At 69.4% G+C, this 14724-nt stretch carries 12 protein-coding genes and 2 riboswitches; of the genes, 8 read left to right on the top strand and 4 right to left on the bottom strand.

Annotated features, from left to right (window positions below):
- Position 1: 1 nt before the first annotated feature.
- Genes nadC through AUC47_RS10840 form a run of 4 tightly spaced genes read right to left on the bottom strand, consistent with a single transcriptional unit; the run spans position 2 to position 4351 of the window.
- Positions 2 to 853: a carboxylating nicotinate-nucleotide diphosphorylase gene (gene nadC, locus AUC47_RS10855; protein ID WP_096715208.1), complete on the bottom strand. Its 852-nt coding sequence runs from the start codon at positions 851 to 853 to the stop codon at positions 2 to 4.
- Entirely contained in the window at positions 853 to 2337 is a 1485-nt protein-coding gene (nadB, locus tag AUC47_RS10850) for an L-aspartate oxidase (RefSeq protein ID WP_096715207.1), read from the bottom strand. Before nadB ends, nadC begins: the two co-directional genes overlap by 1 nt.
- Entirely contained in the window at positions 2334 to 3668 is a 1335-nt protein-coding gene (gene nadA / locus AUC47_RS10845; RefSeq protein ID WP_096715206.1) for a quinolinate synthase NadA, read from the bottom strand. Before nadA ends, nadB begins: the two co-directional genes overlap by 4 nt.
- Positions 3665 to 4351, bottom strand: coding sequence for an NUDIX hydrolase (locus tag AUC47_RS10840; protein ID WP_096715205.1), 687 nt, complete (start codon positions 4349 to 4351; stop codon positions 3665 to 3667). The genes nadA and AUC47_RS10840 overlap by 4 nt, the downstream gene beginning before the upstream one ends.
- A 277-nt stretch (positions 4352 to 4628) precedes the next feature.
- Here AUC47_RS10840 and AUC47_RS10835 point away from each other — a divergent pair, with 277 nt between their 5' ends.
- The 8 genes from AUC47_RS10835 (at position 4629) to gcvP (ending at position 14691) form a co-directional block, all read left to right on the top strand.
- Positions 4629 to 6320: an ABC transporter substrate-binding protein gene (locus tag AUC47_RS10835; RefSeq protein ID WP_096715204.1), complete on the top strand. Its 1692-nt coding sequence runs from the start codon at positions 4629 to 4631 to the stop codon at positions 6318 to 6320.
- 40 nt (positions 6321 to 6360) lie between these two features.
- Positions 6361 to 7356 (top strand): ABC transporter permease, encoded by a 996-nt coding sequence (locus AUC47_RS10830; protein ID WP_096715203.1) that lies wholly within the window; start codon positions 6361 to 6363, stop codon positions 7354 to 7356.
- Positions 7349 to 8332 (top strand): ABC transporter permease, encoded by a 984-nt coding sequence (locus tag AUC47_RS10825; protein WP_096715202.1) that lies wholly within the window; start codon positions 7349 to 7351, stop codon positions 8330 to 8332. The genes AUC47_RS10830 and AUC47_RS10825 overlap by 8 nt, the downstream gene beginning before the upstream one ends.
- Positions 8332 to 9192 carry an ABC transporter ATP-binding protein gene (locus tag AUC47_RS10820; RefSeq protein WP_096715345.1) on the top strand — a complete coding sequence of 287 codons (861 nt, stop codon included), beginning with the start codon at positions 8332 to 8334 and terminating at the stop codon, positions 9190 to 9192. The genes AUC47_RS10825 and AUC47_RS10820 overlap by 1 nt, the downstream gene beginning before the upstream one ends.
- A complete protein-coding gene (locus AUC47_RS10815) occupies positions 9189 to 10025 on the top strand; it encodes an ATP-binding cassette domain-containing protein (RefSeq protein ID WP_096715201.1) in 837 nt (278 codons plus the stop codon). The genes AUC47_RS10820 and AUC47_RS10815 overlap by 4 nt, the downstream gene beginning before the upstream one ends.
- A 56-nt stretch (positions 10026 to 10081) precedes the next feature.
- Positions 10082 to 10176, top strand: a riboswitch (glycine riboswitch).
- Positions 10177 to 10275: riboswitch (glycine riboswitch) on the top strand.
- A 51-nt stretch (positions 10276 to 10326) separates the two neighbouring features.
- Complete coding sequence (gene gcvT, locus AUC47_RS10810) at positions 10327 to 11433, top strand: glycine cleavage system aminomethyltransferase GcvT (protein ID WP_096715200.1); 1107 nt, start codon at positions 10327 to 10329, stop codon at positions 11431 to 11433.
- Positions 11430 to 11807 (top strand): glycine cleavage system protein GcvH, encoded by a 378-nt coding sequence (gene gcvH / locus AUC47_RS10805; protein ID WP_096715199.1) that lies wholly within the window; start codon positions 11430 to 11432, stop codon positions 11805 to 11807. Before gcvT ends, gcvH begins: the two co-directional genes overlap by 4 nt.
- 7 nt (positions 11808 to 11814) lie before the next feature.
- Entirely contained in the window at positions 11815 to 14691 is a 2877-nt protein-coding gene (gene gcvP, locus AUC47_RS10800; protein ID WP_096715198.1) for an aminomethyl-transferring glycine dehydrogenase, read from the top strand.
- Positions 14692 to 14724 lie beyond the last annotated feature (33 nt).

Raw genomic sequence — 14724 nt, 5'->3', positions numbered from 1 at the left:
CTCAGTCGATCCGCACGTCCAGGCCCAGATCCAGCGCGCGGGCTGAGTGCGTGAGCGCCCCGACCGAGATCACGTCGACCCCGGTGGCGGCGATGGCGGCGACGCTGTCGAGACTCACACCTCCCGAGGCCTCGGCCTGGGCGCGTCCGTCGATGAGGGCGACCCCCGCGCGCAGTTCATCCGGTGTGAAGTTGTCGAGCAGCACGGTGTGCGCGCCGCCCGCGATGACCGCGTCGATCTGGTCGAGGCGGTCGACCTCGACGACGACGTGGGTCGTGTGGGGGAGCTGCGCGAGCGCCTCTCGCAGCGCCGAGGCGAGGTCGCGCCCGGAGCGCTGCAGCACCGCGAGGTGATTGTCCTTCGCCATGACCGCGTCCGAGAGCGAGTGACGGTGGTTGTGGCCGCCGCCGGAGACGACGGCGTGCCGCTCGAAGGCTCGCAGGCCCGGCGTGGTCTTGCGGGTATCCGCGATGCGGGCCGCGGTGCCCGCGGTCGCGCGGACGTAGGCGGCGGTGAGCGTGGCGATTCCGCTCATGCGCTGCGTGAAGTTCAGCGCGATCCGCTCGGCCGTGAGGATGCCTCGGGCACCCCCCGACACGGTCGCCAGGACATCGCCGGCGAAGAACTCGTCTCCGTCGCCGACGTGCACATCGACCCGGATCGCGGGGTCGGTGAGCGTGAAGGCGGCGGTGAAGACCTCGCCGCCGCTGAAGACGCCGGGTTCTCGCGCGACGAGATCGGCGGTGGCCGTCGCGTCCGACGGCAGCAGAGCGGTGCTCGTGAGGTCGCCCCAGGGTGCGTCCTCGTCGAGGGCGGCGCCGACGACGCGGGCGATGACGGCGGGAGTGAGCATCAGACGGTCTCCAGGAGGGGTGCGGGTGCGGGTTCGCGATAGTGCGCGCCGATCGGATCGACGCGGGCGAGGGCGGCGGATGCCGTCGCCTCGGCCAGCAACAGCAGATTCGCGTCCTCGTGCTCCCGAACCGTCACGGGCGGCGTCGCAGCAGCAGCCCAGGCCCGCACGGTCGCGAGGGCCGCCTCGAGGCCGGGGGTGTCGCGGAGCAGTCCGACGTGATCCCACATCAGCCGCTGCAGCGCGTCGCGGGCGAACGGGGTGTTCGCAGCGGCCGGCGCGGTCATCGGCTTCGGGCGCGCGGCCACCCGCATCTCGCGCCACGGAGCGGTGAGCGCGGCTGCCGCGCGGGCGCCGAACACCGCCCCCTCCAGCAGCGAGTTCGAAGCGAGTCTGTTCGCGCCGTGCACACCGGTGCGGGCGAGCTCGCCGGCTGCGAAGAGGCCACGGAGAGTGGTGCGGCCGTCGAGGTCGGTCCGCACCCCGCCCATCAGATAATGCGCCGCGGGTGTGACGGGGAGCGGTTGCGCCGACCAGTCGAGGCCCCGTTCGCGCGTGACGCGATCGATCGTCGGGAAGCGCCGGGCCAGCCGCCCCGCCCCGAGCATCGTCGCGTCGAGGTGCACGGAGGAGCCCTGCTCGGCGGCTCGCCGCGCGATCGCCCGCGACACGACGTCTCGGGGAGCCAGTTCGCCGTCGGGGTGGCTGTCGAAGACGAAGCGTCGGCCGGTGTCGTCGACGAGGGTGGCTCCCTCGCCGCGCACGGCCTCCGAGATCAGGAACGGGGAGCCGACCGCGAGCACGGTCGGGTGGAACTGCACGAACTCCAGGTCGGTCACGGCCGCACCGGCACGGATCGCCGCCGCGATGCCGTCGCCGGTCGTGCCCTCGGGATTCGTCGTCTGCGCGTAGAGGCAGCCGGCGCCGCCCGTCGCGAGGATCACCGCATCGGCTTCCAGATCGGCAGTCACGCCGTCGCGGAGAAGACGGATGCCGCGCACTGCGCCGACCGCGACGATGAGGTCGACCAGCATGGCGCGCTCGACGACCGCGACCCGCACGTCGCCGCGCACTGCCGCCACCAGTGCCCGCGCGATCGCGGCGCCCGTCGCATCCCCGCCTGCGTGCACGATGCGCGCGTGGCTGTGCGCCGCTTCCCGTCCGAGCAGCAGCCGGCCGTCGGCATCCCGGTCGAAGGCGACGCCGCGGGCGATCAGCTCGGCGATCCGCGCGCCCGCATCCCGGACGAGCACGTCGACGGCGTCGGCATCGGCGAGTCCGGCGCCCGCGCTGAGCGTGTCTGCGGCGTGCTGCTCCGCGGAGTCGTGCGGCCCGTAGACGCCGGCGACGCCGCCCTGCGCGTAGCTCGTGCATCCCTCACCGATGGCGTCCTTCGTCACCAGCGTCACGCGGTGACCGGCTTCCGCGGCGTGCAGCGCGGCGGTGAGTCCGGCGATGCCGGATCCGACCACGACGACGTTCATCGCGCGCTCGCCGCCGGGGGCTTCGCGGCCAGCATCCGCTCGAGGGCGACGCGGGCGGGATCGGCCACGTCGGAGGTCACCTGGATGCGGTTCGGAGTGCGCCCGGCGACGATCTCCTCCAGCACCCACGCGAGATAACCGGGGTGGATGCGGTACATCGTCGAGCACGGGCACACGACCGGGTCGAGGCAGAAGATCTCGTGCTGGGGGGACTGGGCGGCGAGGCGCCGCACCAGGTTGATCTCGGTGCCGATCGCGAAGGTCGTCGGGTCGGTCGCGGCGGCGATGACCCGGCGGATGTAGTCCGTCGATCCGGCCTCGTCGGCGGCGTCGACGACCTCCATCGGGCACTCGGGGTGCACGATGACGCGGACGCCGGGGTGCTCGCGGCGCGCCTGCTCGATCTGGCCGACGGTGAATCGGCGGTGCACGGAGCAGAAGCCGTGCCAGAGGATCACGCGCGAGTCGAGGAGCTCGCTCTCGGTGGATCCGCCGAGGGCCTTGCGGGGATTCCACATCGGCATCTGCGAGAGCGGCACGCCCATGGCCTTCGCCGTATTGCGGCCGAGGTGCTGGTCGGGGAAGAAGAGCACCCGGCGGCTGCGTTCGAACGCCCACTCCAGCACCGTCTGCGCGTTCGAGGAGGTGCAGACGATTCCGCCGTGGCGTCCGACGAAGCCCTTGATCGCCGCCGAGGAGTTCATGTAGGTCACCGGGATGACCGGGACCCGCCCGTTTTCGTCCTGCTCGTCGAGGTCGCCGAGCACGTCGGACAGCTGTTCCCAGCAGTCCTCGACCTGATCGATGTCGGCCATGTCGGCCATGGAGCAGCCGGCCGCGAGGTTCGGCAGCACGACGGCCTGGTCCGGCCCGGAGAGGAGGTCGGCGGTCTCGGCCATGAAGTGCACTCCGCAGAACACGATGGCCTCGGCATCCGGTCGGTCCTTCGCCGCGGTCGCGAGCTGGAACGAGTCGCCGACGTAGTCGGCGTGCCGCACGACCTCCTCCCGCTGGTAGAAGTGGCCGAGGATCACGACGCGGTCTCCGAGCGTCTCCTTGGCGGTTCGGATCCGCTCGTCGAGCTCCTCCTCGGACGCCTCGCGATACTCGGCCGGGAGCTCGCCCTGCCGTGGTGCGCCGGTGGGGATCACGTCGCCCATCGACGACCCCGGTCCGTATCCGGGACGGATGTCGAAGTCCCACGGGCCCGCGGCGAGATCGGTCGTACAGGTCGCGTCGGTCGAGGCGCCGGCGACGATCGCCTGGATCGCGTGATCCACCGAGGCGTCCGAGCGCGGAACGGACGGGGTGGGGACGAAGGTGATGCTCATCGGATGCTCGTTTCCTCGGGTCCGAGCGGGCCGTGGTCGGCCAGCTCCACATCGGTGTCGTATCGGTAGAGGCGGGCGGGGCGGTGGCTTCCGGTGCGGAAGCGGTCGGTGGGGATCAGATTCCCCGTCGACTCGACCTGACGGCGGAAGTTCGCCGGGTCCAGCTGGCGACCGAGGATCGACTGATACGCCTCGCGGAGATCGGAAAGGGTGAACTCGGCGGGGAGGAACCCCTGTGCGACGCGGCTGTAGCCGACCTTGTTGCGGAGGCGCCACAGTGCATAGTCGACGATCTTGTCGTGGTCGAAGGCGAGTGCCGGGCGCTCGGAGAGATCGAACCAGCGCACGTTCTCCGGCGCGAGACCGGATGCACGGTGCGCGGCGCTCTGCGCGTCGACGTCGTCCTGCCGGAGCAGCGCCCAGTACACGATGGACACGACCCGGGTGGGGGAGCGGTCGACGGCTCCGAACGCGTAAAGCTGCTCGAGGTAGCTCGGGGTGAGGCCGGTGGTCTCGGCCAGGGTGCGCGCTGCGGCGTCGACGGGCGACTCGGCCGCGGTGAGCCATCCGCCGGGCAGTGCCCACTCGCCGTCGAAGGGAGCGCGGGTGCGACGCACGAGGGGCAGGGCGAGCACGGGTTCGCCGCTCTCGGCACGCCGCAGCGTGAGGATCACGGTCGACACGGCGACATCGATCCCAGTACTTTGAGTCTTGCGCACCTTAACCTCCTGCGTTCGATCTTAGTGTCATCGCGACCCTTAGTGCAGCTGTGTGACGGCATCCGTCGGTCGAGTCCGAAACGTTATGCAGGAGCGTTCAGAGCCCTTGTCGAGGGTGGGCGGGTTTGTTAGGTTACTGTCCTAACAAACCCCCTTCCGGGGTTTGCCCGAGCCCCGCCCAGGGGTCCGTCTCCATCCGGAGAATCCCTCCTGCAGTGCAGCACCGAGAGGAAACGACAGAATGATCCGTACCGGAAAGCGCAAGATCGCGCTCACCGCCGTGGCGGGGGCTTCCGTCCTCGCCCTGGGCCTGACGGCCTGTGGCGCGGGTGGCAACGACGGGAGTGGCGCCGACGGCGACCGCGCGCTCCGCGTCTGGGCCGGAAGCCAGACCCCGATCACGGCGAACTACAACCCCTTCGCGCCCACCGTGCTCCACGGTGCGCTCGGCCCCATCTACGAGCCGCTGTTCTTCTTCAACAAGACTGCCGACTCCGAGCCCGAGGGCATGATCGGCGACACGTACGAGTACAACGAGGACGGCACGGTGATCACGATCACCATCAAGCCCGACCTGAAGTGGAGCGACGGAGAGCCGCTCACCGCGGCCGATGTCGCGTTCTCGTTCAACTACGAGGCGAACAACCCCGAGGGCAACGGCCTCGTCTCTGCCGAGGCGACCGACGACACGACCGTCGTGCTCACGTACTCGACCGCGCAGTTCACGACCGAGTTCCAGCGTCTCGGCTCGACGTACATCCTCCCCGAGCACATCTGGGCGGATGTCGACGACTACGCGAACTTCGCCAACGAGGAGCCGGTCGGCTCCGGCCCCTACGTCGTCGACAAGACCACGAGCGAGTCCTACACCCTCGTCGCGAACGAGAACTTCCGCGGCGCCGACGACCTCGGCGTCAAGAAGGTGCAGTACATCGCTGTCGACAACAACCAGACCGCGCAGGACCTCCTCGCCGCCGGCAAGCTGGACTGGACCGGCATGTTCATCCCGAACCCCGACGACGTCACCGCGAACGGCGCGATCTCGTGGATCAACACCCCGCAGGACCCGACCGTCCTCTACACCTGCTCCAACGCGGAGCTCGGCTGCTCCGGTCCGCAGACCGATGTCGCCGTGCGTCAGGCGCTGAACGCCGCGATCGACCGCGGCACCATCAAGGACAAGGCGTTCGTCGGCCTGACCGGCGACATCTCGCCCACGTACGCGCTGCTTCCGCGTGACGAGAAGTGGGTCGCCGACTCCGCGAACGAGGTCAGCCCGCAGGAGCCGGATGCCGCCGAGGCGGGGTCGATCCTCGAAGCCGCCGGCTACACCAAGGGCTCGGACGGCATCTACGAGAAGGACGGCCAGAAGGTCGAGCTCACGCTGACCTCGGTCGATGGCTGGACCGACTACAACGACGCCGCGAAGCTGATCGCCGAGCAGGCCGAGGCCGCGGGCATCAAGATCAACGCCTCCACCGTGCAGTGGCAGGAGTTCTCCGACTCCCGTCAGAGCGGCGACTTCCAGCTCATCGTCGGCGGCATGATCGGCACGTCGGTCGCTGACCCGTTCCAGATCTACCGCGACTGGTTCGGCGGCACGACCGTCGGCTCCACCGGTCCGGTGGGTGAAGAGGTCCCGACCGGTCGCTGGAACTTCAGCCGGTACAACAACCCGGTCGTCGACCAGGCCGTGCAGTCCGCCATCAGCACGAACGACGAGGCGACGAAGAAGGAGCTGTACGCGACCATCCAGACCGAGATCGTGCGCGACCTCCCGTACATCCCGCTGGTGATCAACGCGACCCAGACCTTCTACAACACGAAGGACTACACGGGCTGGCCGACGGAGGACGACCTCTACGCCTTCCCGCCGTCCTGGGGCTCGATCGCGGCCGGCTACGTGCTGACGCACCTCCAGCCCGCCGAGTAGTCCGCGTCACCGGGGAAGCAGGGAGTCGAAGAAGACCGTCATGAAGTTCTACGCACGACGAATAGGGTTCTACGCGTTCACGCTGTGGGCCGCCATCTCCATCAACTTCCTGCTTCCCCGCATGATGCCGGGCAATCCGGCCGACATCATGATCGCCAAGATGCAGCGCGCGGGCGGAGAGGTCTCCGAAACCACCATCCGCAACATCAAGCTGCTCCTCGGCGGCGACGACTCCTCCCTGTGGGAGCAGTACCTCTCCTACTGGGGGCGGATGTTCCAGGGCGACCTCGGGATCTCCGTCACCAAGTTCCCGACACCGGTGACCGAGCTGATCGGCCAGGCACTGCCGTGGACGCTCATCCTCGTCGGCACCGCGACCGTCATCTCCTTCATCCTCGGCGTCGTGCTCGGCGCCTGGGCCGGATGGAAGCGCGGCACCTGGGTCGACCACATCATCCCCGCGACGACCGTGCTGCAGTCGATCCCGTACTTCTGGATGGCGCTCATCCTCGTCGCCGTCTTCGCCGTGGGCCTGGGATGGTTCCCGATCTTCGGCGGCTACGACGTGTTCGACTTCCCCGACGGCCCCGAGCCGACGTGGGCGTTCTTCTCGAACGCGCTGTCGCACGCGATCCTCCCCGCGCTCACCATCGTGGTCAGCTCCGTCGGGGGATGGCTGTTCGGCATGCGCAACATGATGGTGCAGACGATGTCGGAGGACTACGTCCTCACGGCCGAGGCCAAGGGCCTGCGTCCGCGACGCATCATGACGACGTACGCCGCGCGCAACGCCGCCATCCCGTCGATCGCCGGCTTCTCGATCACCCTCGGCTTCGTCGTCGCCGGTTCGATCGTCATGGAGCAGGTGTTCACCTACCCCGGCATCGGCAAGCTCATGTTCCAGGCCGTGACGAACAACGACTACGCCCTCATGCAGGGGCTGTTCCTCGTCATCACGATCACGGTGCTCGCCGCCAACTTCTTCATGGACCTGATCTACGGATTCATCGACCCGAGGGCGCGCCAGAATGTCTGACACCAAGCTCACCCCGATGCAGATCGTCAAAGAGCAGCCGGCCGCGGAGCCGGCCACCACCGTCACGCTCGCGACGCAGAAGCCGAAGAAGGGGCGTGGCCTGCTGCCGACCGGTTCGGCGAAGTTCGTCGTCGGCCTCGTGCTCGTGCTGTCGATCGTGCTCTTCGCGATCATCGCCCCGTTCTTCACGCAGAACCCGCGCAGCACCGACAACGCCGCCCTCCAGCCGCCGTCCGCCGAGCACTGGCTCGGCACGACCAAGCTCGGCAACGACATGCTCGCGCAGCTCGCGATCGGCGCGCAGGGATCGCTGCTCGTCGGCGTCGTGGCCGGCGGCATCGCGATCGTCCTGTCGCTGGTCTTCGGCGTGCTGGCCGGTTACCTCGGCGGCTGGCGCGAGGACGCCCTCGCACTGCTGACCAACGTGATGATCGTCATCCCCGGGCTTCCGCTCGTGATGGTGATCGCGTCCTTCGTGCCGCAGCGCAGCTGGCAGCTCGTGGCGTTCGTGCTCGGCATCACCTCGTGGGCCGGAGCCGCGTACGTGCTGCGGCTGCAGACCCGCTCGCTGCGCACGCGCGACTACGTCTATGCATCGAAGGTCGCAGGGGAGCGCTCGTTCCGCGTCATCCTCGTCGAGATCATGCCCAACCTGCTTCCGCTGCTCACCGCGCAGTTCCTCTTCGCGATCATCTTCGCGATCCTCGGGGAGGCGGGTCTGTCGTACCTCGGTCTCGGCCCGAACTCCTCGATCACGTGGGGCAGCATCCTCAACGACGCCCAGTCCGGCCAGGCGCTCGGCCGTGGCGCCTGGTGGTGGTTCGTGCCGCCGGGCGTGATGATCGCGGTGCTCGGCGCGGGTCTCGCCCTCATCAACTTCGCGATCGACGAGGTCATCAACCCCAAGCTGCGCAACGCGCCCGACGCCGCGCGCCGCGTGCGCAAGGCCGCCAAGACGAAGGGAGTGGCCGCGTGATCGCCCCGGAAGCCGTGCTGACCGCACGCAACGTGTCCATCGAGTACGAGGTCGACCCGCCGGTGAAGGCGGTCCGCAACGTCTCGCTGACCCTCAACCGCGGCGAGATCCTCGGCCTCGCCGGAGAGTCGGGATGCGGCAAGACCACCCTCGCGTACGGCATGAACCGGCTGCTCAAAGCGCCGGCGCTTATGACGGGCGGCGAGATCGTCTTCCACGATCGCAACGGCACCGACATCGACGTGGTCGCGCTCGACGGCGACGGGCTGCGGGCCTTCCGCTGGGACAAGATCTCGATGGTGTTCCAGGGCGCGATGAACTCGCTCAACCCGGTGATCGACGTGCGGGCGCAGATCTTCGACATCTTCGACACGCACCGACCGGGCATGTCGAAGCGGGACAAGCAGGCCAGGGCCGAGGAGCTGCTCACGCTCGTCGGCGTCGATCCCTCTCGCCTCCGCAGCTTCCCGCATGAGCTGTCGGGCGGTATGCGGCAACGCATGATGATCGCGATGGCCCTCGCCCTCGACCCGCAGGTCATGGTCATGGACGAGCCGACCACCGCGCTCGACGTCGTCGTGCAGCGGGGCATCATCCGCGAGATCATGCGCCTGCGCGAGCGCCTCGGGTTCGCGGTCATCTTCATCACCCACGACCTGCCGATGCTCATCGAGATCAGCGACCGCATCGCGGTGATGCTGCAGGGCGAGATCGTCGAGCAGGGTACGGCGGAGGAGATCTACCGCACCCCGCAGCACGAGTACACCAAGCGCCTGCTGTCCAGCTTCCCGAGCTTGATGGGGGAGCGCGGCGACTTCGTCCGCACCGGCAGTCGCGTCAGCCAGGAGGAGATCCGATGAGCGCCCCCACCCTCGAGGCGAGGAACCTCGTCAAGGACTTCCACCTGCGATCCGGATTCAAGACCTCGACGCTGCACGCCGTCAAGGACGTCTCGTTCACGATCGAGGCGGGAAAGACGATCGCGCTCGTCGGGGAGTCGGGATCGGGCAAGTCGACGATCGCTCGGATGCTGATGAAGCTCGAGACCCCGACGAGCGGGCAGATCCTGCTCGACGGGAAGGAGACCGGCGCGAGCGGTCGCGCGGTGGAGGGCTACCGCTCGCAGGTGCAGATGGTGTTCCAGGACCCGTTCGCGTCGCTGAACCCGTACCACACGATCTTCCACCACCTGGAGCGGCCGATCCGGCTGCATCACCCGCAGCTGTCGCGCACAGAGGTGCGCGAGCGCGCTCTCGAGCTGCTGGAGCGTGTGCGTCTGACGCCGGCGGAGAGCTTCGCCGAACGGCGGCCGCACGAGCTGTCGGGCGGACAGCGGCAGCGCGTCGCGATCGCGCGCGCCCTCGCACCGGGAGCGAGGTTCATCGTCGCGGACGAGCCCGTGTCGATGCTCGACGTGTCGATCCGGCTCGGGGTGCTCAACCTCCTCGCCGACCTGCAGCGCGAAGACGACCTGGGAGTGCTGTACATCACGCACGACCTCGCCACGGCGCGCCACTTCAGCGACGAGATCATGGTGCTCTACAAGGGCGACGTGGTCGAGCGAGGGCCGGCCGACGACGTCATCCTGCACCCGCAGCATGAGTACACCAGGACGCTGCTCGGCGCTGCGCCCGAGCCCGAGAACCTGGGTCGCCTCCGCGACGAGGTGCGGGCCGAGCTCGCCGGGCTCTAGGGGCGTTCGGCGCGGGGGCACCCGCTACACTGGGACCACAATCGAACACAGGCCGAACGGGCCACGCGGGAGAGCCCCGGCGAACGCAGCCGGGCACCGAAGGAGCAAGCCTCCCCGCCAATCTCTCAGGTACGCGTACCGCGGGGTCCCGGCCACTCTGAAAAGAGACGTGAAGCGCAGAGCCCCACGTCCGCCGACGGTGAAAGCCCCTCAGGGGTGAAACTCTCAGGCCCATGACAGAGGGGGAGTTCCGAGGAACGACGTCGCCGCCGTTCCGCCCGACCCAGCCCGGGAGAACTCCATGTCCGACCCCCGCTACACACCGCTGCGAGACCGCCACGAGCTTCTCGGCGCCTCCTTCACCGACTTCGGCGGCTGGCAGATGCCGGTCCGCTACACGTCGGACCTCGCCGAGCACCACGCGGTGCGCCGGGCCGCGGGGATCTTCGACATCTCGCACATGGCCGAGTTCACGGTGCGCGGCGCCGAGGCGGACGCCTACCTCGACTACACCCTTGCCGGGCGGCTGTCCGCGCTCGCGGTCGGCAAGGCGAAGTACTCCCTGCTGCTCGCCGAGACCGGCGGCATCATCGACGACGTGATCGTCTACCGCCTGGCCGATGACGACTACCTCGTCATCTCGAACGCCGGAAACCGGGATGCCGTGCGCGATGCGCTGTCCGCGCGCACCGACGGCTTCACGGTCGAAGTGACCGACGTCTCCGACGACTACGCGCTCATCGCGGTGCAGGGTCCGAACGCCGAGGCGATCCTCGCCGAGACCCAGGGCATCGTCGACGTCAGCATCCCGTGGCCCGAGCAGCGCTACTACGCGTGGGCGACCGCGACGTTCGGCGGTCAGCCGCTGCTGCTCGCCCGCACCGGCTACACCGGCGAGGACGGCTTCGAGCTCCTCGTCCCCGCGGCGCTCGCCGGCGCGCTGTGGGACGCCGTGGTCGCCGCCGGAGAGCCGCACGGACTGGTACCGGCAGGACTCGCCGCCCGTGACACGCTCCGCCTCGAGGCGGGCATGCCGCTCTACGGCCACGAGCTGACCCTCGACACCAAGCCGGCCCAGGCCGGTCTGGGCCGGGTCGTCGTCTCGGCGAAGGAGAGCTTCGTCGGGAAGGATGCCGTCGACCCGGCACCCGATGCCCGCGTCCTGGTGGGCCTCGCGGCCGAGGGCAAGCGCGCCGGCCGTGCCGGCTACGCGGTCGTGACCGAGGACGGCACGCCGATCGGCGAGATCACGAGCGGCGCGCTGAGCCCGACGCTCGGCCATCCCATCGCGATGGCGTACGTCGACCCTTCTTCCGCTGCGGAGGGATCCGCAGTATTCCTTGACGTGCGGGGAACCCGCATTCCCGCGACCGTGACCGCTCTGCCTTTCTATCGGAGGACGAAATGACCGACCTGACCACTCTCAAGTACAGCGAAGAGCACGAATGGGTCTCGGTCGACGGCGCCGTGGCGACCGTCGGCATCACCGACTTCGCGGCTGACGCCCTCGGCGACATCGTCTTCGTGGAGCTGCCCGCCGTCGGCACGGCCGTCTCCCGCGGCGACGTGTTCGGCGAGGCCGAGTCGACCAAGTCGGTCTCCGAGCTCTACGCGCCCGTCGCGGGCACGGTGACCGAGATCAACCAAGCCGTCGTCGACGACCCGGCGCTGCTGAACTCCTCGCCGTTCGAGGACGCGTGGCTCATCAAGGTCGAGGTCGCGGACGACGCGCTCGACGGACTCCTCGACCGCGACGCATACGTCGCGCACACGGAGGGCTGATCGCGTCGTGGTCTCCTTCGCCGATCGTCATATCGGACTCACCCCGTCCGCCCAGAGCCGGATGCTCGAGGCGCTCGGTCTCTCCGCCGAGTCCGCCGACCAGAGCTCGATCGAGGCGCTGATGCGCGAGGCCGTGCCGGCCTCGATCTTCACCCCCGAGCGCGAGGACAGCGTCATCCCGCCCGCAGCGAGCGAGACGGAGGCGCTGGCCGAGCTCCGTTCGCTCGCCCGCCGCAACGCCGTGAACCGACCGATGATCGGCCTCGGCTACTACGGCACGATCACGCCCAGCGTCATCCAGCGGAACGTCCTCGAGAACCCGTCCTGGTACACCGCCTACACGCCGTACCAGCCGGAGATCTCGCAGGGCCGCCTCGAGGCGCTCATCAACTTCCAGACCATGGTCTCCGAGCTGACGGGTCTCACCACCGCGAACGCGTCGATGCTCGATGAATCGACGGCCGTGGTCGAGGGGATGCTGCTCGCTCGCCGCGCCTCGAAGACCACGTCGAACGTGTTCGCCGTGGACGCCGACGCGTTTCCGCAGACGACGGCGCTGCTCGCCGCCCGGGCGGAGGCCGTGGGCATCGAGCTCGTCACGGTCGACCTCGCCGCGGGAGAGGAGCTGCCCGCCGAGCTGTTCGGAGTGTTCGTGCAGTACCCCGGCGCCTCCGGTCGTGTGTGGGATCCGAGCGCCGTGATCGACGCCGCGCACCTCGCAGGCGGACTCGCGGTCGTCGCGGCCGACCTGCTCGCTCTGACCCTCATCGCCTCGCCCGGGAGCATGGGCGCCGACGTCGCCGTCGGAACGACGCAGCGCTTCGGTGTGCCGATGGGCTTCGGCGGTCCGCACGCCGGGTACATGGCCGTGCGTGCAGGACTAGAGCGTCAGCTCCCCGGACGCCTCGTCGGTGTGTCGGTGGACGCCGACGGACGCCCTGCGTACCGCCTGTCGCTCCAGACACGCGAGCAGCACATCCGCCGCGAGAAGGCGACGTCGAACATCTGCACCGCCCAGGTGCTGCTCGCGGTCATGGCATCGATGTACGCGGTGTACCACGGCCCGGACGGGCTCAGCGCCATCGCCCGGGAGACGGCGGCGAAGGCCGCGCTGCTCCGCGACTGGCTGGTCGACGCCGGCGCCGACATCGTGCACGACTCCTTCTTCGACACCCTGCAGGTGCGGGTCCCCGGTGCCGCAGCCGAGTGCATCGCCGCGGCGCACGAGAAGGGCCTCCTCCTCCGCCCGGTGGATGCCGACACGGTCGGGATCTCGGTCGACGAGACCACCACGACCGCCGACCTCCATGAGGTCGCGCGGGTGTTCGGCGGTCCGCAGCAGCGGGTGTTCGGGCTGACCGGCTTGCTGTCGGCGCTTCCCGAGGCGCTGCTCCGCCAGGACGAGTACCTCACGCATCCCGTCTTCCACGCGCACCGCAGCGAGACCGCCATGATGCGGTACCTGAAGTCGCTGGCCGACCGGGACTACGCGCTCGACCGGGGCATGATCCCGCTCGGCTCGTGCACGATGAAGCTCAACGCCGCCACCGAGATGGCCGCGATCACGTGGCCGGAGTTCGCAGGCATCCACCCGTTCGCCCCGGCGTCCGACGTGCAGGGCTACCTCGACCTCATCGAGCAGCTCGAGTCGTGGCTGGCCGAGGTCACCGGGTACGACGCGGTCTCGTTGCAGCCGAACGCAGGGTCCCAGGGAGAACTCGCCGGACTCCTCGCGATCCGGGGATACCACCACGCCAACGGCGACACGCATCGCACGATCTGCCTGATCCCGTCGTCGGCCCACGGCACGAACGCCGCCTCGGCGGTGCTCGCAGGCATGAAGGTGGTCGTGGTCGCGACCGACGAGCTCGGCAACGTCGACCTCGCGGATCTCCGCGCCAAGATCGCGCAGCACGCCGACGAGCTGGCCGCGCTCATGATCACCTACCCGTCCACGCACGGCGTGTACGAGCAGGACGTCGTGGAGATCACCTCCGCCGTGCATGACGCGGGCGGACAGGTGTACGTCGACGGCGCCAACCTCAACGCCCTGCTCGGCTACGCGCGCTTCGGCGACCTGGGCGGCGACGTCTCGCATCTCAACCTGCACAAGACGTTCGCGATCCCGCACGGCGGCGGCGGACCCGGCGTCGGCCCGGTCGCCGCGAAGGCGCACCTCGCGCCGTTCCTCCCGTCGCACCCGCTCGCGCAGCGCGCCGAGCACGCGGGCGGCTTCGTGTTCGACGGCGGTCCGATCTCGGCAGCTCCATACGGCTCCGCCGGCATCCTGCCGATCTCGTGGGCGTACGTCCGCATGATGGGCGCCGACGGCCTGCGCCGCGCCACGGCATCCGCCGTCCTGTCGGCGAACTACATCGCCGCGCGCCTCGGGGGGCACTATCCGGTGCTCTACAGCGGAGAGAACGGGCGGGTGGCGCACGAGTGCATCCTCGACCTGCGTCCGCTGAAGGAGGCGACCGGTGTGACGGTCGACGACGTCGCGAAGCGGCTCATCGACTACGGCTTCCACGCCCCCACCATGTCGTTCCCGGTCGCGGGCACCCTCATGGTCGAGCCGACCGAGTCGGAGGACATCGACGAGATCGAGCGCTTCGTCGAGGCCATGGTCATGATCAAGGCGGAGGCCGATGCCGTCGCCGCCGGCCGCTGGCCCGCCGACGACAACCCTCTGGTCAACGCTCCGCACACCGCGGTGTCGCTCATCGCGGGGGAGTGGAAGCACGCCTACACCCGCGAGGACGCCGCCTACCCCGTGCACGCGCTCGTCGCGGGCAAGTACTGGCCGCCGGTGCGACGTATCGATCAGGCCTACGGCGACCGCAACCTCGTGTGCGCCTGCCCGCCGATCGAGGCCTTCGCCTGATCACAGGTGCAGAAGGGGGTCGGATGCCGCGGC

The organism is Microbacterium sp. SZ1 (genome assembly GCF_002362255.1).
Lineage (GTDB): Bacteria > Actinomycetota > Actinomycetes > Actinomycetales > Microbacteriaceae > Microbacterium.
The sequence above is the reverse complement of the archived record's forward strand: the minus strand, read 5'-3'. Positions and strand labels throughout refer to the sequence as shown.

Coding starts and splice junctions, on each gene's coding strand:
- nadA (WP_096715206.1), bottom strand. CDS start 3,668: ATGAGCATCACCTTCGTCCCCACCCCGTCCGTTCCGCGCTCGGACGCC.
- nadB (WP_096715207.1), bottom strand. CDS start 2,337: ATGAACGTCGTCGTGGTCGGATCCGGCATCGCCGGACTCACCGCCGCG.
- gcvT (WP_096715200.1), top strand. CDS start 10,327: ATGTCCGACCCCCGCTACACACCGCTGCGAGACCGCCACGAGCTTCTC.
- AUC47_RS10830 (WP_096715203.1), top strand. CDS start 6,361: ATGAAGTTCTACGCACGACGAATAGGGTTCTACGCGTTCACGCTGTGG.
- AUC47_RS10815 (WP_096715201.1), top strand. CDS start 9,189: ATGAGCGCCCCCACCCTCGAGGCGAGGAACCTCGTCAAGGACTTCCAC.
- nadC (WP_096715208.1), bottom strand. CDS start 853: ATGCTCACTCCCGCCGTCATCGCCCGCGTCGTCGGCGCCGCCCTCGAC.
- AUC47_RS10835 (WP_096715204.1), top strand. CDS start 4,629: ATGATCCGTACCGGAAAGCGCAAGATCGCGCTCACCGCCGTGGCGGGG.
- AUC47_RS10825 (WP_096715202.1), top strand. CDS start 7,349: ATGTCTGACACCAAGCTCACCCCGATGCAGATCGTCAAAGAGCAGCCG.
- gcvH (WP_096715199.1), top strand. CDS start 11,430: ATGACCGACCTGACCACTCTCAAGTACAGCGAAGAGCACGAATGGGTC.